Source organism: Eubacterium sp. AF17-7 (assembly GCF_003461285.1).
Taxonomy (GTDB): domain Bacteria; phylum Bacillota; class Clostridia; order Lachnospirales; family Lachnospiraceae; genus Eubacterium_U; species Eubacterium_U album.
In genome coordinates, this window is record NZ_QTWU01000014.1 from 50,291 (window position 1) to 69,974 (window position 19,684).

Sequence of the window (19,684 nt, forward strand, 5' to 3'; positions counted from 1 at the left end):
AAAAAGTAGGCATAGATAAAATAATCTCTTATAATAGAATCACCACAAAACCACAAAGGAGATTATTACTATGCCTAACAATGATTATATTTCAAATATACTGGAAATAAAAGACCTTTTTATCACAAATATCGATTATACATCAAAAGAAAACCATATTTACTTCATGTTAAAGCGTAAAGACTGTGTCTGTCCTCACTGTAAAGCCATAACCAACAAAGTTCATGACTACAGGACTTCCATTATTAAAGACAGCCCCATTATGGGAAAAAGTACTTTCCTTCATTATAGAAAACGGCGATACCACTGTGATTCATGTGACAGACATTTTACGGAACCTTTTTCGCTTCTTCCTAAGAACTGTCGCCTTACCACCCGTTTATGTTTTGAAGCAATACACTTGCTAAAGAGTTCTCTTAATGTTTCAAATGTCGCCTCTCAGCTGGGGATATCCGTTTCCTCTATTTTCAGGCGGCTCAAAGACATCAAACATCAGAAACCGAAAACGCTTCCTTTAGTACTTTCAATCGACGAGTTTAAGGAAAATTCGGGTGGAAATAAATATCATTCCATTCTGACAGCACCAAAAGAGCATAAAGTTTTTGACATTCTTCCTTCCAGAACCCAATACAGGCTTGAAGAATACTTAAGAGACTTTCCCAACCGTAAGGATGTTCGTTACTTTGTTATGGATATGTACAAGGTTTATAAGGATATTGCACAGAGGTTGTTGCCTAACGCAACCATTGTTATTGATAAATTTCATGTGGTTAAACAGGTAACCGGTGCTACCGAAAGAGTACGAATTAGAATTCAAAAACAGATGCATCCTTCAAAGAGAAAATATTTCAAACGAAGCCGTAAATTAATTCTCGCCCATAAGGATAAGTTAAATGAAGAAAATCTTGAGGCTCTTGAAGTAATGTTACAACAATCAAACGATCTAGCTCAGGCTTATTATTTAAAAGAACTTTTTTATGACTTTATGAACTCTAAAAGCAGTACTGAAGCCAAACCCAAACTTCGTAAATTTATTAATGCTGCCTCTGTCAGTGAACTGGATGAATTCAATTCAGTACTTATTACACTTGCCAATTGGGCGAAATACATACTCAACAGTTTTGATTGCCCATATACAAACGGATATACAGAAGGAATGAATAATAAGATTAAAGTAATTAAGCGAAATGCTTATGGATATAGGAATTTTGAAAATTTCAGAAACAGAATAATGTTATCATGTGATACTATATAAAAATCGTGTGTGATTACAAATCACACACGATATATATAAGGGATTACCCCCATGCTTGACAAAGAGCCATAAAAAGAAGAACACCCTCTCGCCCATGTAAACATGGCTCGTGGATGTTCTTCTTTTTATTTGCACGGCTTTAGCCTGACTATTTCATCTGAAGTGATAACTTTTTTTATTATTCTCCTTCAATGCAGTAAGAAATACTATATATAATTTTTTCTGGTCCAACTTTTAAGTTGAACGACTCTCTCTTCACATTAGCAAAACTATTTTCTCTACCATTTTCAAATTTATAAGAATTTGGTCCATTGCAAAAGTTGGACCAAATTCTTTACATTGTCAATAACTTAGAATTAAAAAGTTCAACTTCTTCATTCATTTTATCCGGCATTACTTCTGTATATATATTCGCTGTAACTGCATAGTTACTATGTCCCATAATTTTCTGAACAACCTTTATGTTCATACCTGCTTCAAAACATCTTGTACAAAATGTTCTTCTAAGAGCATGGGGTGAAACCGGCTCCATATATATCGGTTTACGATTTTCTTTTACAGACTCATAATCTTCTCTCAAGTTAATTGATTTTACAATCTTATTTATAATTGGTGCAACATTATATCTTGTTGCTGCTGAGCCCATAGATGATGTAAATACTAAATCAGATAATCCTTCTTCATTTTCACTTCTATATCTTTTTCCTAATTCCTTTTTTATCTTATTCTGATTCTTTTTTTGAAGTTTTAACATTTTTTTACAATCTGCCATCATTGGAATATCTCTTACCGAATTAATAGTCTTTGTTGTTGTAAAATGTAATTTCTTTTTACCATATTCATATTGACTAAATAATGCTCTTCTAATATGAATTACATCATTATCATAATCAATATCTGACCAACATAATCCGCCCACTTCACTAATACGCATTCCTGTAAGCAACATAACTTTCAGCATAGGGTAATACCAACCATATTCTGTTTCAGCTGTTTCCAAAAAACTCTTTTGCTCATCTACAGTTAAAAATCGTCTTTGCTTACTATTTGTCTTTTCAGGAAGAATAATTTCAAAGCAGGGATTTATAGCAATCAATCCATTATTCTTAGCTGATTCAAGACATTCTCTGAAACTTCCAAGAGCATCTTTTATTGTGGTGATACCTATTCCATCACTTAACATTCCATTAATAGCTACCTGTATGTCAAAGCAAGTTAAGCTATTTAACTTTCTTTTACCAATTCTATTACCAAAAGTTCTTTCATATCTTCTAGTCATAGGATATATGCTTGTAGTTTTAATTTTAGGAACCTTAAATGTATTAAACCATTTGTCTCTAAACGCATCAACCGTAATATCACTACTAATAAGTGCTGGATTTTCAGCTTCTTCAACTTTTTTGTCAAATTCAGCTAATACCTGTTTCTTATCATGCCCAGTAACACGAATTGGAATTCCATTAATCTGCTTTCTCGCTTCCCATAAACCATTTGAACGCCTTCTTATATTTGGCTCTTTTTTAGTTTTTACTAATGTTTTTTTGCCCATTTGTTCTCCTTTCTGCGAAATGTAATCCAGAGAACAAACGTTCTATTCTTATTATAGCAAAGTTTGCTCTCTTTTTCAATACAATAATCGCTTTATATTTCTAAATTTTCTTTTCTCCTTTTTCTCAAGCATTACTATTTAGTTATTCCTCTTTTAAGCCTTGGTTTGATCATCAATCCATTTATCCAATAGTGATTTATTTGCATATAGCCTATTCCCAATTCGTACAACAAATTCATGTTCATGCTCTTTAAACAGTTTTCTGCAAGATGTCTTTCCAATACACAAATAATTGCAAGCCTGCTCCAATGTTAGTAATGCTGGTTCGATAACATTAGTGTTTTCATTCACTTTTTCTTCCTCCACCTCATTTTGAATCTTTACTTTTATTAATTCTATTATTTAGTCAACTCCCAATTGCTTTTTAATTAAACAATTAACTTTTTTCATAACCTCTGAATCTCGTGGAATATGACCTACCTTACTTATTATTTGTTTCTTTTCAACCACGGTAATTTGTTCAATTAATAATATTGAGTTCTTTTGAAAATATCCATTTACATCTTTCGTAGTAACTAGGATATGTGTTATCACTTTCTTCTTCGTTACTCTTCCTGTACAGGGACAAACTGAAATTACTTTTGAATATTTGTTATTTTGGTTATTACTTATTACTACACAGGGACGAATGCCTGACTGAATGGAACTATTTGGATGTTGTCCCAAATCCACATATATCACATCTCCCCTCATAATCTGTCTCATATAGTTATATCTCCTTTACATTTTTAGAGGAAGATTTAACTCTCCTTCATCTACAGTTATCATATGTCCACCTGCCTGCACCACGTCTCCAACTTTCTTATACGCATCAACAACCGTGTCAGATATTAAAGCCATTTTACATACTATAATACCATCAACCATCCCGCATTCTATGGCTCCAATCATTTTTCTAAATTGTGCATCACGTACATTTTTACCTAATATGTTTCTACGTAATATCTTTACTATTCTAATGCAATGTGCTTTTGCATACTCTCTTATGTATCTCAGTTGCTTGTCTTCCTTCCATTCCACATTCTTTTCTGTTGAATTTACAACTGACAAATATGCAATTACCTTAATTGTTCTATTTTTCTTTCCCATACCTTTTACCTTTCTTACTTAATCGGAAACTCTTCTATCATATTAAGAAACTGCTTTTGAAAATATATTCTTACTTTCGGTGTCAACTTCATTAATTCTTTATCAATTGATAACTCCGAATTCTTTCTATGGACAACCAAAATTGTATTTGCATCAGTTTCTAATACCGTTATTAATTCGTAAAGCAGATTAATACCTAACCTTCTAGATCCCTGCTCTATTTGTGCTATATGTGAAGGACTTTTGCCTACAGCTTCACTTAACTCTTCTATCGTCATATTTTTTTCTTTTCTCAATCTTCGAATAGTTGAACCAACATTCCATCCTTCATATTTCAATATGTTGCCTCCTCCATACGTTCATATTCATCCTGTTATGTTAGACAGACCATAATATGTCTGCCTAACATAAGATTTATTATTCAAAATTATAATTAACCATAGCGAAACATCCCTCTTCAAAAAGATAAATTCCTACTCCATTATCATTCATGACTGTAAGAAATGCTTCTCTTTCGATAGGATTATTGCTTATATCATCCAGAGTTCTTAACACCACCAGATTAATGTTTTTATCCTGCATTTCATCTAAAAACTGCTTTATTGCTTTTCTTTCGATTACATTATCTTCACTTGTATCCCAAAAACAATACTCTACATTTAAGCCTCTCCTTTTGCATTCCTTACCAATATCTTTAGCTACATTAATTACTGTGTTTAAATCTTTTATTGACTTAATGAATATCACTCCATTAACAACTTCTTTACGATTAAAAATCTTTAACATAAATATTTCCTTCTTTCATAAGTATTTCGACTAACAAATGTGCACGTTTCTTAATCACAATATAACTGTACTTGATTTTTTTCTTATTTTTTATGTGGTTACTTACGTATTCACTACGTATCATATGCGTAGCCTAAATACCTTGAATTATGTTATATAAGAATTTTTTAATTATTTCTCGTTCTTCCTTTTTTATCTTAATCGATAAATTATTCTCCCTTTGCCCTAAAATCACATAGTCTAGCGAAACATTTAGTTTTCCAGCTATTTCTACAAAAGTATCTATACTCGTACTATGTGCCCCGGATTCAATACCACTATAAGTTCTTACCGAAATACCTATATCATCTGCAAAGCTTTCCTGCGTATATCCCTTCTGTTTTCTTAGTTCTTTAATCCTTCTGCCGCTTTCTTTTACATTGTAAATCATATGTTTTCTCTCTTTTCTGATTTATACCAGATAAATTTTTATTATTTGCTACAAAAATGTTCTTCATAAATTCTATATTAATATTCGTACATTTTCTTCCTAACCAAATTGGGAAAACAAGGTTTATTTTCTTAATTGCATATAGACTTTATTTTTTTTATTTAAATTTTATTTTTGAATACAACATGCTTTTTAATATTTAAACAACCAATAAATAGAAATCAATTTGTAAAAGATATAAGATGTATATTACTAAATTTAATTTACAAAGGAGACTTATTATTATGAACAATTTACAGACACGCATTGAAGAATATTTAAAATATTGTAAAATTCAAAAAAGACTAGATGCAAAAACGCTAAAGGCTTATAAAATAGATTTAGCACAATTTATGAGAGAAATTAATACTGAAAATTTTATCGATATTACACCTTCTATGCTTGAGAATTTCATAGCTAATCTACACACACAATATAAACCTAAAACCGTCAAACGCAAAATTGCATCTATCAAGGCATTATTTCATTATTTCGAATATCGTGATTTAATCGAGAAAAATCCATTCAATAAACTTCAGATTAAATTTAGAGAATCAATAACACTACCAAAAATAATTCCCTTGAACTATATCGAAGCAATTTTATCTACTATATATGATTACAAAGGTTCTGCAAAAACTAAATTTCAGCAAAGAAATGCCTTACGTGATGCAGCTGTCATTGAACTCCTATTTGCTACAGGTATGAGAATATCTGAACTTTGCTATCTTGGTATTAATGACATTAACTTAGATAACGGGACAATTTTAATTTTTGGAAAAGGCTCTAAAGAACGAATGTTACAAATAGGAAATGTTGAAGTTATTAATATTTTAAAAGAATATCACTCAGATTTTTTGCGTGAATGTGAAAACTGTGGATACTTTTTTGCCAATCAATCAGGTAACCAACTCTCTGACCAAACTGTTCGAAGAATGATAAATAAGTATACTGAACTTGCATCAGTAAATCTACACATAACACCACATATGTTTCGTCATACGTTTGCAACAAGTCTTCTTGATGCAGATGTTGACATCAGATATATTCAGGAAATGCTCGGGCATAGTTCTATAAACATTACTGAAATATACACTCATGTTGCTACTGCAAAACAAAAAGATATTTTAAGTACTAAACACCCTAGGAATATGTTTAATGTCTAACTTCATCATAAATAATTTTATTTTTTGATTGATAATTGATGATTATTCATCATTTTTTTACAATGGAGGTAGAATATGAACAATATATATTGGATAGGTCCACGTCAATCTGATATTGATAATACAAATTTTAAATTTGCAGGATCAATAACAATTTATGGAAGCAATATTAATGGCAATACAGCATATTGCTCCATAGCTAATAAAAGAATAAATCATAATGTGGATAATGATGATTGTAATCGATTTTTTAGCGAGAAATTAAAAGAAATATGTCATAATGATCCTAAGTCCCAATTTCTTTTTTACAATTTTTCATATGCTTATGAATTCGATGATGAAATTCAAAAACATGTGATAGGATTAAATCCATATAACATAATCGATATGTTAGCTGATAAAATAAGATGCAGAACAATTCTTAATAATATAGTAGAAACAGTTCCATTTATTACATTGAAAGGTTCCGAATGTTCATTTAGTAACTTATGCAAATATTTTTGTGGTTATACTGAATTTGTTATTCAAAAAAAGCATTCTTCTGGTGGAGAAGGGACATATATCATCAATTCAAATTCTGACGTTATTAAATTAAACGTTTTTGATGAATATATGATTTCCCCTTATATAAAAGATTCAATATCATTAAATGTTCACATTGCAATAATAAATAATAAAACAATTGTGTTTCCACCGTCTATTCAAATTATTACAGAACAGGACGGACGCTTATTGTATCATGGTGCAGATTTTATATGCTACCAACAAATATCTGAAAAAATAAAAAATGAAATAAAAAACTTATCTACTAAAATTGGTGATTTTGTATGTAAACGTGGATATAAAGGGGTATTGGGTATAGATTTTCTATTAAATAATGAAACAATTTATTTTATGGAAATCAATCCTCGTTTTCAAGCTTCTAGTCAATTAGTAAACAGAGGATTGTTAGAGTCTAATCAAAGTTCGCTTTTTGAAATTCATTTGCAATCTTTTGATTTGTTCCCTATCAGAGCGATAAGTGACTTTGATGTTCTGTATAGTAATTATGTATTCTCAACCAATAATATTACTAAAACAAGACTAAAAAAAATAATTAATTCCTACGAAATTGAAAAATTTCAAGCTGATGGATATGATATAGATTGTATAACACCATTTGAGAAAAATTCTTATTTATGTAGATGTATATTTAAACAAAGTATCTGCTGTATAAATATAAACAACAAATTTACTTTACATCCAAATTTATTTGTTGAAAAAATAGCATATAATTTATTTAACAAATTAAATAATAAAAAAGAGTACATAAAATTTGCACTATTAAATCATGGAGTAACTCTTACTAAAGCTGCATTAACATATTCACGAAAACAAGGAACAATAAGAGAAGCGGTATTTGATGCGATTGACATTACAATATTTAATAACATTTCAGTGAATGTCCCTATAAAATGTAAGTTTGTTTCATTTAGTCCTTTTACAATTGATTTTATTGATAACGAATATACTCTTTATTGGGACGATATTAGAATTTGTACTGTTTCCATTTCATTTTTGCCTAACAACTTGATTAATAAAAAAACTCTCTCAGGAGTCCCATATGATTCAATCATAAATCTTGCAAATGATAGAATACGTATAAACCCAGCTCCTATTTGTGTTTATAAATTAGAAAATGAATCATGTCAGTTTTGTAATTTACCAACAATAAATGATAAATATAATATTAATGATATTTATGAGGTTATTGATTATTGTTTGGAATATGTGGATTTCCGACACTTTCTAATTGGAGGTGGTACATATTCAAAAGATGGTGGTTGGAATATAATATTAAATATAACTAAATATATTCGTTCTAAATGTAACAAAGATATATATCTTATGTCGATTCCACCTAAAGAACTATCAATATTAGATAAACTAAAAGATGCTGGAATTACCGAGGTTGCATTTAATTTAGAAATGTTCGACCGTAATCTAGCACAAAATATTATGCCAGGGAAAGGATGCATAGGATTAAATCAATATCTATTGGCTTTTAGACATTCAATAAAGTTATGGGGAAATACTGGCTGTGTACGAAGCTTGTTAATTTATGGATTTGACACAGACGATACTTTTTTGTCTGGAATTGAACAGCTTTGTCAATTAGGGGTAGAACCAATAATATCAATTTTCAGACCTTTGGAAAATACTGAATTATCATATTTGAATCCACCCCCAACGTCTGATATTTTGAAGATATATCAAAAATGTCAAGATATAGTTCAAAAACATAACTTAATTTTGGGGCCTGACTGTCCACAATGTCAAAATAATACATTGAGTTACACTAAAATATTTTAAAATATTATTGTTCCTGAATATTGTTGCTATATTTATAATGCAGATATTCAGGAGCAATACTTTGAGCAACTTCTAAATTACTACATTTAATACTATGCTCAATTTCATTTACCATATATATTCCTGATTTCTTTTGAGTTGATGGTTGCTTATCCATTTGTTCAATTTGCTTTTCTTTTATTTTTATGTCTAATTTTTTTTCTTCTAATTCATATTTAAAAAGTTTGTTTTGCTGATGAACTCTACGTGTTTCTTCAATTTTTTTGTAGAAATCCATAAACTTATTGCCTGCTGCAAAAATGGTATATATTGAACTAATAAACAACATTATGTTTGGCAATGAATCCACACATGTAATGTAAAATTCATATGGTGAATTATGTCGTAATTCTATAGAATCTATATGTTTATCCGAACAATTATCACGTAGAATATTATTTATTTGTTTATACAATATATTTACTGCATCTAAGTCATCTTTATTTATATTAGTCTTAATTAATAATTCAACTTTCTGTGCATGAGACAAATTGTTAAGTAGCAATTCTCTAATTTCTCCAATATTTAATAAATATGAATGTAATACGTTCAAATCCCAATCGTTATTATGTGACAAATCAGTAACTATATCATATAATGATTTCAATTGAGGATGAGAAAAGTTCTCATTAGAGCATGCTAATTTACAAAAATGTTTTACCATTCTGAAATCACATAAATCACAAGCCTCTTGAATACCTAATATAATACACTCATATGCTAAATCATCTTTATTCAATGCAATATAAATATTTGCTAACGGAAAATATTCCTTATGTGAATAGAAAAATGCAGCAAGGTCGTTGTACATCGAACAATATTCTTTCTTTGATATATTTTGGTTATCTGTATGTATTTCCACATTATCCTGTGTTGTATTTAAATAACTAGTAGCACCTATAATATACGGAATTTGATATGGTGGAAGTGTCACATTTTCCATTTGCATTTTTTCAAATTTCATATATTCTAAATTAATGTGTGATAAATCAATATTTCGGATTTTACAATTACGCATTGTAGAATTTTCCAGAGTATCCGTTCTGATTTCAGACGAAATAAATGTACAATTTTCAAATAAGCAATCAAACAACGTGCTTTCAATTATTGTAGTTGTTTCGAAGATGCAATCTATAAATACGCTATGACTAAAGTTTGTTCCCTTAATTAAGCAATCGTTAGTGAAGGAAACATTGATAAAATAACAATATTGAAAGTTAGCTCCACTAAAATCACATTTAGCAAATTTAGTTTTGGTAAATTTTGATCCAGTAGCAGCTGCTCCATTAAATTTACTTTTAATAAACTTAGATTTGTTAACTGCTATTCTTTTTAAATCTTTTCGCGTAAAATCCTTAGAAATTTCTGCATTAAAGTACTGTAATGAAAAATTATTATCCATTGCATCACTATCTGGTAATAATCTTTTTACTTTAATGCAGGATTCTTTTATTTCTTTCTCTGAATATAATTTTTTCATAAGTGTTCTCCATTATGTAAACATAGTTTTTTGATGAATAATCATCAATTATCTGTTATTATACTACATCCCTCACCCAATTTCACCCAACCTTTTCTTATTTTTCATTTTCTACGTTTTTTCTTCTAAAAAGATCTTTCTTTTTCTATAAGCATATATATTTGTTCTTTTTTTGTAAAAAAATCAACTTTCTGAAAAAAATCTAATATTATCCGCTACACCATATATGATATAGTCAACAACTTACAAAGGACTATTTACTATGGATAAAATCAGACAATCCTTAAAAACAACATATAACTATTCAGATTATGAATTGGAATTAGTAAAGTATACATTGCTTTCCATTGCATCTGAATTTAGCAAGATACTATTGCTATATATTTTTTATATTATTATTGGTAAAGCTTTAAGTTTTACCGTATTTATACTTTTATTATCATTAATTAGATTTAACAGTGGCGGCTTTCATTGTAAACATTATACAACCTGTTTGCTGCTAACTTTCGTAATATCTTATCTGGCAGTAGTTATCCTTCCACAATTGATAACTCCGGATATCTTATTTATTCAAATTATTACTATTGTCTGTATCATAATTAACTATTACATTGGTCCAATAGTTTCACCTCTTAGACCATCTCCAAATAGCGTATTGTTAAAACACTGTCAGAACAATAGTTTTCTTATTATATTTGCTTTTTTTATAATAGTTAGCATTTTCAATAGCCATAGCATAATATATCAATATTTAATTATTGGCTTTTGGACTATCATATTACACACATGTCAAATGATGTTTGCTAAAATTCTAATGTTCAAAGGAGGTCGTAAAAATGTTTCGTAAAAAATTAAGTTTATCTTGTATGAACAAAATCTGTTGTTCATGCCTTGCATTAATGTCATTTATTCATTTTTCAGGTGTAAGTTTTCTGCTTTTTGGCGAAAGAAAATTTCCAACACCAATAGAACACTAATGCTAAAAACCCCCGAAAGTTATCAAAATGGTAACTTTTAGGGGGCTTTTACTATTCTTTATTTAATTACCGAAAAACTTATCCAGTTTTTATTATGTATTTCCTGCATTTCTACTAAAATATCGAATTTATATTTTTTCTGTAAATCTTTTATCTTAGCTAAACCTATTCCTCTATTTTTGCCTTTTGTAGAATAATTATACTGAAAGAACTTTGCAATCTCATCATTCTCATAATAAGGGCTTACATTTTTAACCCTTATTTCAATCTTTTGTTCCATTGCGAACATTTCCAGAATAACACTTTTATCTTTTTCTTTACTCAATGCTTCCACTGCATTATCCAAAAATATTCCTACTATTTCAATACAGTCAAGCACTTCTATCGCTAACTCTGCATCCGGAACAGATAAATTAAATTCTATATTTATTCCTGCTGCCATAATCTCATTCACTTTTCGATATAAGAATCCAGCTAATACAGGTTGCTCTACAGAATGCAATATTTTGACAACTTTATTTTCGTCCAATAATTTGTCTATATATTTTCTTTGTTCCTTTTCTGCTTTTATATCTGACAAACCATATAATGCATTAATCTGATTTTTGAAATCATGTTGCTTTTTTCTTGATATTTCAACTAAAGCATTATATTCTTCACTATAACGATTTGACAATTTTATCTGCTCCTGTTGATATTTTGTCTCCCTTTCCATTTCTTTCCATCTTAATAAAATACAGACTATTATTGAAGCAAACGTTACAATAATTACATATAAGTCAGATTGTATTTTGTTACTATCCTTTATTCTATACATACAATATCCATATATGAACATTACCAGTATAAACGTTATATTTAAAATCAACTCTTTTCTTGCTAGGAATTTATAAACACCATATAGAAATTCTGTTCTACTTATTAGTACAATAGCCATCAAAACACCAGTGTTAATTGCCAAAACCATTATGTTTTCACTTGCTTTACAGTAATCTCCTATATAATACACCGGAAGAGCAATTATCATCTGAATCAATCCTGTAAATATCATACTTAATATTGCCGTAAAAATTGCTGTTTTTAAAGGCTTTTTAAATTTGATATATACATATAGAATATACAAAACATATATAACAAAATATGACTTTGTTGTAATTACCTCTCTATCCAACATTCCCATAAACGTAACTTCTATAGCAATCCATACAACTGTTTTAATATCTGCCTTAATTTTCACACCATAAATACTACTTATACATATTGCCAAGGAAATAATTTCTAATAACCAATATATTCTTTCTAACATTTGAAAAAGTCCTCTAAAAATTTTTTCTTCAACTTGGGTCCTATTTCCAATGTTCCAAAACCATCTACCAACATAACATATCTATTTGACTTATCTATCCCTTCTATATACTCAGCGTTCACTATTGTATTATTACTACATCTGAGAAACTTTTTTGAATTCAGCTCTAATAATATCTTTTTGTTAGATTTATAAGGTGTTGGCATTACCTTTCCATTCTTGCATTTTATGTAAGTAATTCTGTTATTTGTTTGAAAATATACAATATTTTTTGTTTTGATAGAATAAATGACTCCATCATCTTTGTAATAATAAAAATCTTTAGCTTTTTTGGGTGTTGTATATTCTAATGCCTCAACTACTGATTTCTTAAATTCTGCATAATCATAAGGCTTTTCATAATATCTGAAACAATGTAGATTAGAATAAGCATGAAATTTAGGATCTTCTAGAGACGTTGTTACTATAATTGGTGTGAATTTATAACCATTAATTGAGCGAATGCTTTCTATGAATTTTAGCCCTGATATATCAGCAAACACTTTGGTGTTCAATATAATATCTACAATAAATAGGTCTATATTATACTCCAATGCATATCTATATGCCTGTTCACTATTCTTTGCCTTATGTATATAGACATCTTTAATATCTTTCAGTACCTCGCATAGCTTCTCCATATTTTTATTATTATCTTCTACTATTAAAATTTGTTTATCTGAAGTATTCATACGCATTACCTGCCACCTATTGTATTTCTTTTAAATCTTTCTCTAATTTTATCATAAGTTCTTTGTATTTATTTTCATCCAATCTGCATAAACACGCTATCAGCCTAGTAACCATTAAAAATTTTGTTTCATCATTCATATATTCGAGTTCCAGTTCATAATGTTTTTCGTCGTTGACTGTACCAAATAAAATATAATCCGATGATACTCCAAACTCTTTATGCAACTTTTCCAAATGTTCGATAGTAATATTGTTTCGTCCACTTTCCATTCTTTGATATGTTGAATACGATATATCTAATCTTTCCGCCATTTTCTCCTGTGTTAAATGTTGCCTATCTCTTACACTTTTTAATCTTTTTGCTTTCTGTCTGTCTTTTCTTGATATCATTTTCTTGTCCATATAACTATACCACTCCCGCTTTTTTCACTAAATGATTTTAAATTCTTTTTTGTGTATGCACCATTGCACAAGGTAGCACGTCACACGCTACTTTATGTCATATGCGTTCATAGTATATTTATGCCACTTATAAAAAAATATATGAGTACTATGCCATAAGCATAAGTAACTCATATATTATCATTTTCATCTTTTTATTTGTTTTCGTTGCCATATTTATTATTTGCTCATCAGTTACCCGCACTACATTTGTATTTACAAAATTTCCAAACAAATAATCAGCCGATATATCCAATACTTGCATCAACAAGTATATGTGATCTATTTTACAGGCACTTTTTCCTAATTCAATATTTGAGACCTGATCTGCTGATATTCCCAAAATATCAGCCAATTCGCTTTGTGTCATATTATTGCTTTTTCTACTTATTTTTATCCTCTCTCCCATTTTTTTTATTTGCTCATAATCTAAATAATCATATTTCATTACATTTATCTCCAGGTGTTAAACTTATTCTTCTCTCAGTCTTATTATTTCCACCAAAATGTGTTCAACTGCCACCTGTTCTTTACTATCCAGTTTTTTCACTAATTCGATAATAAGTTCAGGAACCGTTTGTTGATTACTATCATTTAATATGTAATCACAACTGACATTTAACGCTTTAGAAATTTTATATAACACATTTGCTGAAAACCCTTTCCTACCTGCTTCAATTTCATATAAAAATTTAGTTGAAATATTTGCCTCTTCCGCCAATTGTTCAACTGTATAACCTTTATGTATTCTGAGACCTTTTATTTTTTCACTTGAGTGCATATAATTCATTTTTTCTCCCTTATCTATATTAACAACTATTATACCAATCATGTTAATTTAATCTCATATTTTCACTCAATTATGTTTATAAGTGAAAAAAACTACTTATCTATATGTTAGATTACATATTATATTACTTTTACAAAAGAAAAAGTCACTTTTTTTAACCATTTACTTTTTCGAATTATCTCATTCTACTTATTTCAGAAAAATAATAAAAAATAGAACTATCACTTTAACATTTCTACCGTTAATGTGATAGTTCTTTTTTCTATAATTTAATTATTCTTAATATTTGCTTAACTCCAATAGTTCCGATAATATTTTCTTTACATTAGGAATTTGTGCTGCATCAAATGATTCCAATATAGTAATCACTTCCTGATCGCACGTGCACTTTCTTCCTCCTGTCATAATATAATCACAAGAAACATCTAATGCCTTACAAATATTCAACAATGTATGTGCTGACATTCCTTTATGGTTATTTTCTATTTCATAAAGAAATTTTGTTGATATTCCCGCGTACTCAGCCAATTCGTCTCGCGTAAAATGATTTAATTCTCTAGCATATCTTACTCTTGATCCAGCATTAGTATTGTTATCCATAGTGTCTTACCCCCACCTATCCTTTGTATCAATGTTTAGTAATATTGTATCGTCCTTTCTAATTATGTTAAACCTACAAAACTTCACTTTTTATGGAACAATAGTTCATTCGTTATATAAATTGAACTATTAAATCCATAACTATATTTTTTTATATTTCTTGTAAACAAAATTATAATATATCTCTTAGCATTAATGTTTTCTGTTCAAACAATTCACTTTTATGTGGTTACTTTTTCAACATTAATTAATTTTACTAATCTCAAAATATTATTGCCATAATTTATTATTTATTCTGCTTAATTATACTCAAACAAATCCCTTGAATAAACTTTTTCAATAACTTCATCTAACTCTTTCGATAACCTATTGGCAATAATAACATCTGATTTCGAACTAAATTCATCAAAAGAAGAAATAACCTTGATACCATTATATTCTTTCTCTTTCAATAATGGTTCATATAATATTACTTCTTTTTTATTACTTAATTCTTTTAGTAATTTGAGAACTGCCGATTCTCTAAAATTATCTGAATCACTTTTCATAACTAATCTATATATACCAATCACTTCAGCACTTAGTTCTAATATTATGTTTGCTATATATTTTATTCTTTGCTCATTTGACAAATTAATCGCCCCAATAAGATTGTGTGAAATAGCACCAAATTCAGCATCTAACTGTTTTGTATCTTTTGGCAAACAATATCCTCCATAACCAAATGATGGATTATTATAATAATCTCCAATTCTCGAATCCGCACAAACACCCTGTATAATTTTTCTAGTATTCAAGTCATTACTTTCCGCGTACATATCCAATTCATTAAAGTATGCAACTCGCATTGCTAAATATACATTAGAAAACAATTTTGTTGCTTCTACCTCATCATATTCAGCAATAAACGTTGAAATTTGTTTTTTATTTTTAATACAAGAATATACCATTTTTAACCATTTATATATTACATCTTTTTGCCCACCCACAACTATTCTGGATGGGTAAAAAATATCCTTATATATCCTTCCCTCTCTTAAAAACTCTGGACAACTAATTATTGAATTTTCATATTTATTATTTATTCTTTTACAATATCCTATTGGTACAGTTGATTTAATAACTATAACAGCCTCTCTATTAATATTGTTTATTCTACGAACTTCTGTATCAATGATTTCAGTACTTAGTCTTTTTGTTTTTTCATCATAATTTGTTGGCAAACATATTATGACATATTGACATTTTCTATATACTTCCATATATTTTGTAGTTGCAATCCACATTGACGAATTCTTTTCCAAACACTTTGCCACCTTTTCATCCATTTCTAAAAAATAATGATTATTTAGACAATCAACTTTTTCTTTATTACTATCTAAACCAATAACATTATACTTTGATGAATATAACATAAGATTTGCCAATCCCACATAACCTAATCCAACTATTGCTACCATCATACTAGTCTCCTTATTTATTATTCTTTTTTCCATATCTTAAAAAATTATACTTCCTTACACAATTAGGAAAATACGCTATAAAACTAAATCTAAATTTATCAGATATTTTAATTTTATTATTCCTCCAAAAAATGGTAAATGTTTTTCTATAAAAGCTTGCTATGTTATTTAAACCTTTTTTACTATTGTAAACACAATAAACATTATAGAAGTGCCACAGTATATGATAAAAATACCATTTTTGCAACTCCAATCTAAATTCAGAAGAGACAAGTCGATTTTCATTTTTTCTTATACCTTCTAAACAACAATCACATAAACTTTTGCCGCCATTTTTTATTACACTTGTTGTTATACTATTATCTCTATTTCTATAATTGTATTTTCCCAATGTATGAACAACAATTTTATTACAGCCAAAAACTATCTCTGGTAACATGTTTAAATCCTCATTTGCTCTCCTTTCTCTATATTTTATTTGTTCAAATAAACTTTTTTTATATAATTTTCCCCACAATTCAATGCACCCTATATTTAAAAGATATAGTAGCATCTCTGCTCCATTCCCTATCTTAATATGATCATCAAGTCTATCACCACTTTTTCTCATTATTACCGATAAATCTGCATCTTCTTTTTCCATAAGTTTAACTAATTCTTCTAGCATATCTTTTTCTATCCAATCATCACTGTCTACAAAAGTAATACAATCACCTTGTGCATTTTCTATTGCTATTTTTCTAGCTACATATGCTCCGTTATTCTTTGTATGTATAACACGTATTTTTTTATTTTTTTTCGCATATGTATCACATATTTGAGAACTCCCATCTGTAGACCCATCATCAATTATTATTATTTCATATGCCTCATATGTTTGCTCTAATATTGAATCTAAGCACTTTTTGATATATTTTTCTGTATTGTATATTGGGATAACAATCGTCACTTTAACCTTATGCATTTTTTTACTTAATTAATAATCTCCTCTTCTAATATTTGTTATGATAATTATTTTTAACTACTTAAATTTGTTTAGTATAAGATACCAATTCCTATTTTTGTATTTATATACAACCATTCAAGTTTTCTATATTAAAGTTTTCTTTTATTTCTTTTTTATAACATTTTTTACATATATCTGGGCATTCTTCTTTTAGTTGTCCGTTTTCTATCATATTTCTTGATAATTTATATGCCTTACTTTTTACTATATCTCTCAATGAATCTTTTATAATATTTCCAATCACATATTCATTATTCCAATCCTCACAACATAAATGAACATTTCCATAATAATCTATAGGTATTTCAACTAATACCCTTTCACAAGGAGTTCTATTTTCTTCTGGTAGCTCATATATGTTTATTCTGTCATCCAAACTCCATAATGCAATTTGCACATTTTTATAATAATTTTTTATTTTTTTATAAAATTCCAATCTTTTGGTATCGTAACAAGTGATAACAATTTGGTTAAATTTATTTAATATCTTATTGTTTTCAATATTAAAATTCAATAATGTTCCATTTGTCCATAGCAAATATTTATTTTGAGGTCTTGCATTAATTATTTCTTCTAACTTATCTTTATATAGTAAAGGTTCATTATAATAATGAAACGCAAAATATCCCTCAAATCCCATTTTATTTGCTTCATCCATTAATTTAATTATTCTATCCACAGTTAATTTCCCATATGATTTGTTATAACATCTGACATTAATAGGACATTTTTTATGTTGACTTTTCAAGTTGCAATCATCACCTATTTCAAATGCTATCTCTTTTATCATAGCTAATTCTTTCATTTGTTTCTCCTAACTATTCTTTCATTTTTTATAATAATATTATTTGTATTCTAATTTTAACAGTACCTAATGTTCCTGTTCATACCTCATATTATTCATCACTGATTTCAATATAATCTATGGTTACATTTATTTTTATTTTCTTCTGTATATGTTTATTAAACTTGTAAACCTATATCCTAACTCGCTAACTTTTATCATTTATTTAATTGTAAAAAAAGCTGTTGTACTAGTTTTCCAATTTTTCTGTACAGATTTATACTATAAATACTATACAGTAATTTTTCTTAGAAAATAGCACAACAGCTTTTAACTCAAAATTCTTATTTACTTTTTATATGTCAAATAATTTATTCTTTCCTCTACAGCAAATAACATTTGCTCGTACTTAACTTTCTTTTCCTTTTCTTCGTTAATCTTCTTTTCAGGAGCCTTACTTACAAAGTTAGGATTTGAAAGCATTCCGTTAACACGGGCAAGTTCTTTTTCCAATCTTGTTACTTCTTTTGCAAGACGTTCTTTTTCCTTTGCAATATCAACAAGTTCTGCAAATGGCATGTAAATTGTTGCCTTTGGAATAACTACTGATACTGCATCGTCTTCAATGCCTGTCTTGTCACTTTGAATGATTACTTCACTGGCATATCCAAGTGTTGCAAAGAATACATTTCCCTTTTCAAAAATTTCACAAACAGCTGCATCTTCTGATACTACAAAAACTTTTGCTTTCTTGCTTGGTGCAACGTTCATTTCTGATCTGATATTTCTAATTGAACGAACAGCTTCCTTGATTGTTTCAACTGCTGCTTCTTCTTTTGCAAATGTATTTTCTTCTGAATACTCAGGCCATGCTGAAATCATAATTGATTCTTCTTCTTCCTGAATTGTGCAGAATATTTCTTCTGTAACAAATGGCATATATGGATGTAAAAGTTTTAATGAATCAATTAATACTTTCTTAAGTGTCCATAATGCTGCCTGTTTTGTATCATCATTATCATTGTACAATCTTGGCTTAACCATTTCAATATACCAATCACAAAATTCTTCCCAAATAAAGTTGTAAATTTTGTCAGTTGCTATACCAAGTTCAAATTTATCAAGATTTTCTGTCACATCTTTGGCTAAAGTGTTAACTTTTGATAAAATCCATTTATCTGCATCTGTAAGATTTTCAGGTTTCTTACTTAAATCAATATTTTCTTCAGGAAGATTCATCTGGATAAATCTTGAAGCATTCCATACTTTGTTTGCAAAGTTTCTTGATGCTTCTACTCTCTCCCAGTAGAATCTCATGTCATTACCAGGTGCATTTCCTG

Annotated in this window: 22 protein-coding genes; 4 read left to right on the forward strand and 18 right to left on the reverse strand. The window is 28.7% G+C overall.

The genetic code is table 11. The features are described from left to right. Positions 1–70: 70 nt before the first annotated feature. The gene (locus DWW96_RS11315) at positions 71–1,255 is read left to right on the forward strand and encodes an ISL3 family transposase (RefSeq protein WP_117910489.1); all 1,185 of its coding nucleotides are present in this window, start codon (positions 71–73) and stop codon (positions 1,253–1,255) included. Positions 1,256–1,589: 334 nt separating this feature from the next. On the opposite strand, the gene DWW96_RS11320 is transcribed toward DWW96_RS11315, so the two are convergent. The 7 genes from DWW96_RS11320 to DWW96_RS11350 form a co-directional block, all read right to left on the reverse strand. Beyond that, the gene (locus tag DWW96_RS11320; protein WP_117910490.1) at positions 1,590–2,804 is read right to left on the reverse strand and encodes a site-specific integrase; all 1,215 of its coding nucleotides are present in this window, start codon (positions 2,802–2,804) and stop codon (positions 1,590–1,592) included. Between the two features lie 153 nt (positions 2,805–2,957). Beyond that, on the reverse strand, positions 2,958–3,155 hold the full coding sequence (locus DWW96_RS11325; protein ID WP_117910491.1) for a helix-turn-helix domain-containing protein: 198 nt from the start codon (positions 3,153–3,155) through the stop codon (positions 2,958–2,960). Between the two features lie 51 nt (positions 3,156–3,206). Further along, complete coding sequence (locus DWW96_RS11330; protein ID WP_117910492.1) at positions 3,207–3,569, reverse strand: type II toxin-antitoxin system PemK/MazF family toxin; 363 nt, start codon at positions 3,567–3,569, stop codon at positions 3,207–3,209. Positions 3,570–3,584: 15 nt separating this feature from the next. After that, positions 3,585–3,953, reverse strand: a complete 369-nt coding sequence (locus DWW96_RS11335; RefSeq protein WP_117910493.1) for a recombinase family protein — start codon at positions 3,951–3,953, stop codon at positions 3,585–3,587. Positions 3,954–3,967: 14 nt separating this feature from the next. After that, complete coding sequence (locus tag DWW96_RS11340; RefSeq protein ID WP_117910494.1) at positions 3,968–4,291, reverse strand: helix-turn-helix transcriptional regulator; 324 nt, start codon at positions 4,289–4,291, stop codon at positions 3,968–3,970. 79 nt (positions 4,292–4,370) lie between these two features. Beyond that, a complete protein-coding gene (locus DWW96_RS11345) occupies positions 4,371–4,739 on the reverse strand; it encodes a hypothetical protein (RefSeq protein WP_117910495.1) in 369 nt (122 codons plus the stop codon). 133 nt (positions 4,740–4,872) lie between these two features. Continuing rightward, complete coding sequence (locus DWW96_RS11350; protein ID WP_117910496.1) at positions 4,873–5,169, reverse strand: helix-turn-helix transcriptional regulator; 297 nt, start codon at positions 5,167–5,169, stop codon at positions 4,873–4,875. 284 nt (positions 5,170–5,453) lie between these two features. Here DWW96_RS11350 and DWW96_RS11355 point away from each other — a divergent pair, with 284 nt between their 5' ends. Continuing rightward, a complete protein-coding gene (locus DWW96_RS11355) occupies positions 5,454–6,374 on the forward strand; it encodes a tyrosine-type recombinase/integrase (protein WP_117910497.1) in 921 nt (306 codons plus the stop codon). A 75-nt stretch (positions 6,375–6,449) separates the two neighbouring features. Continuing rightward, positions 6,450–8,726: a radical SAM protein gene (locus tag DWW96_RS11360; RefSeq protein ID WP_117910498.1), complete on the forward strand. Its 2,277-nt coding sequence runs from the start codon at positions 6,450–6,452 to the stop codon at positions 8,724–8,726. Between the two features lie 4 nt (positions 8,727–8,730). Here the strand turns inward: DWW96_RS11360 and DWW96_RS11365 are convergent, their stop codons facing one another. Beyond that, entirely contained in the window at positions 8,731–10,245 is a 1,515-nt protein-coding gene (locus tag DWW96_RS11365) for a pentapeptide repeat-containing protein (RefSeq protein ID WP_117910499.1), read from the reverse strand. An 836-nt stretch (positions 10,246–11,081) separates the two neighbouring features. On the opposite strand from DWW96_RS11365, the gene DWW96_RS14090 reads away from it, so the two are divergent. Then, positions 11,082–11,222 (forward strand): hypothetical protein, encoded by a 141-nt coding sequence (locus DWW96_RS14090; protein ID WP_158561139.1) that lies wholly within the window; start codon positions 11,082–11,084, stop codon positions 11,220–11,222. Positions 11,223–11,280: 58 nt separating this feature from the next. Here DWW96_RS14090 and DWW96_RS11375 read toward each other — a convergent pair whose 3' ends face one another. The 10 genes from DWW96_RS11375 to DWW96_RS11420 all read right to left on the reverse strand — a co-directional run. Next, positions 11,281–12,528 carry a GHKL domain-containing protein gene (locus DWW96_RS11375; protein ID WP_117910501.1) on the reverse strand — a complete coding sequence of 416 codons (1,248 nt, stop codon included), beginning with the start codon at positions 12,526–12,528 and terminating at the stop codon, positions 11,281–11,283. Next, positions 12,522–13,259, reverse strand: a complete 738-nt coding sequence (locus DWW96_RS11380) for a response regulator (RefSeq protein ID WP_158562700.1) — start codon at positions 13,257–13,259, stop codon at positions 12,522–12,524. The genes DWW96_RS11375 and DWW96_RS11380 overlap by 7 nt, the downstream gene beginning before the upstream one ends. 16 nt (positions 13,260–13,275) lie before the next feature. Next, positions 13,276–13,662, reverse strand: coding sequence for a helix-turn-helix transcriptional regulator (locus DWW96_RS11385; protein ID WP_117910503.1), 387 nt, complete (start codon positions 13,660–13,662; stop codon positions 13,276–13,278). Between the two features lie 148 nt (positions 13,663–13,810). Further along, on the reverse strand, positions 13,811–14,149 hold the full coding sequence (locus DWW96_RS11390; RefSeq protein ID WP_117910504.1) for a helix-turn-helix transcriptional regulator: 339 nt from the start codon (positions 14,147–14,149) through the stop codon (positions 13,811–13,813). 24 nt (positions 14,150–14,173) lie between these two features. Then, positions 14,174–14,533: a helix-turn-helix transcriptional regulator gene (locus DWW96_RS11395; protein WP_117910505.1), complete on the reverse strand. Its 360-nt coding sequence runs from the start codon at positions 14,531–14,533 to the stop codon at positions 14,174–14,176. 237 nt (positions 14,534–14,770) lie between these two features. After that, positions 14,771–15,091, reverse strand: a complete 321-nt coding sequence (locus tag DWW96_RS11400) for a helix-turn-helix transcriptional regulator (protein ID WP_117910506.1) — start codon at positions 15,089–15,091, stop codon at positions 14,771–14,773. Between the two features lie 299 nt (positions 15,092–15,390). Further along, positions 15,391–16,554 carry a nucleotide sugar dehydrogenase gene (locus DWW96_RS11405; protein ID WP_158562701.1) on the reverse strand — a complete coding sequence of 388 codons (1,164 nt, stop codon included), beginning with the start codon at positions 16,552–16,554 and terminating at the stop codon, positions 15,391–15,393. Positions 16,555–16,564: 10 nt separating this feature from the next. After that, positions 16,565–17,518 carry a glycosyltransferase family 2 protein gene (locus tag DWW96_RS11410; protein WP_117910508.1) on the reverse strand — a complete coding sequence of 318 codons (954 nt, stop codon included), beginning with the start codon at positions 17,516–17,518 and terminating at the stop codon, positions 16,565–16,567. A 103-nt stretch (positions 17,519–17,621) separates the two neighbouring features. Next, complete coding sequence (locus DWW96_RS11415) at positions 17,622–18,365, reverse strand: SPASM domain-containing protein (protein WP_117910509.1); 744 nt, start codon at positions 18,363–18,365, stop codon at positions 17,622–17,624. Between the two features lie 327 nt (positions 18,366–18,692). Beyond that, positions 18,693–19,684 (reverse strand): class I tRNA ligase family protein (locus tag DWW96_RS11420; protein ID WP_147339828.1); only part of this gene is annotated, 992 nt, incomplete at its 5' end.

Excerpts from the sequence above, each read along its gene's own strand:
- DWW96_RS11395 (WP_117910505.1), bottom strand. The coding sequence starts at position 14,533 with ATGATTGGTATAATAGTTGTTAATATAGATAAGGGAGAAAAAATGAAT.
- DWW96_RS11345 (WP_117910495.1), bottom strand. The coding sequence starts at position 4,739 with ATGTTAAAGATTTTTAATCGTAAAGAAGTTGTTAATGGAGTGATATTC.
- DWW96_RS11315 (WP_117910489.1), top strand. The coding sequence starts at position 71 with ATGCCTAACAATGATTATATTTCAAATATACTGGAAATAAAAGACCTT.
- DWW96_RS11390 (WP_117910504.1), bottom strand. The coding sequence starts at position 14,149 with ATGAAATATGATTATTTAGATTATGAGCAAATAAAAAAAATGGGAGAG.
- DWW96_RS11365 (WP_117910499.1), bottom strand. The coding sequence starts at position 10,245 with ATGAAAAAATTATATTCAGAGAAAGAAATAAAAGAATCCTGCATTAAA.
- DWW96_RS14090 (WP_158561139.1), top strand. The coding sequence starts at position 11,082 with ATGTTTCGTAAAAAATTAAGTTTATCTTGTATGAACAAAATCTGTTGT.
- DWW96_RS11330 (WP_117910492.1), bottom strand. The coding sequence starts at position 3,569 with ATGAGACAGATTATGAGGGGAGATGTGATATATGTGGATTTGGGACAA.
- DWW96_RS11350 (WP_117910496.1), bottom strand. The coding sequence starts at position 5,169 with ATGATTTACAATGTAAAAGAAAGCGGCAGAAGGATTAAAGAACTAAGA.
- DWW96_RS11320 (WP_117910490.1), bottom strand. The coding sequence starts at position 2,804 with ATGGGCAAAAAAACATTAGTAAAAACTAAAAAAGAGCCAAATATAAGA.
- DWW96_RS11335 (WP_117910493.1), bottom strand. The coding sequence starts at position 3,953 with ATGGGAAAGAAAAATAGAACAATTAAGGTAATTGCATATTTGTCAGTT.
- DWW96_RS11360 (WP_117910498.1), top strand. The coding sequence starts at position 6,450 with ATGAACAATATATATTGGATAGGTCCACGTCAATCTGATATTGATAAT.
- DWW96_RS11410 (WP_117910508.1), bottom strand. The coding sequence starts at position 17,518 with ATGCATAAGGTTAAAGTGACGATTGTTATCCCAATATACAATACAGAA.
- DWW96_RS11375 (WP_117910501.1), bottom strand. The coding sequence starts at position 12,528 with ATGTTAGAAAGAATATATTGGTTATTAGAAATTATTTCCTTGGCAATA.
- DWW96_RS11355 (WP_117910497.1), top strand. The coding sequence starts at position 5,454 with ATGAACAATTTACAGACACGCATTGAAGAATATTTAAAATATTGTAAA.
- DWW96_RS11415 (WP_117910509.1), bottom strand. The coding sequence starts at position 18,365 with ATGAAAGAATTAGCTATGATAAAAGAGATAGCATTTGAAATAGGTGAT.
- DWW96_RS11385 (WP_117910503.1), bottom strand. The coding sequence starts at position 13,662 with ATGGACAAGAAAATGATATCAAGAAAAGACAGACAGAAAGCAAAAAGA.
- DWW96_RS11400 (WP_117910506.1), bottom strand. The coding sequence starts at position 15,091 with ATGGATAACAATACTAATGCTGGATCAAGAGTAAGATATGCTAGAGAA.
- DWW96_RS11380 (WP_158562700.1), bottom strand. The coding sequence starts at position 13,259 with ATGAATACTTCAGATAAACAAATTTTAATAGTAGAAGATAATAATAAA.
- DWW96_RS11405 (WP_158562701.1), bottom strand. The coding sequence starts at position 16,554 with ATGATGGTAGCAATAGTTGGATTAGGTTATGTGGGATTGGCAAATCTT.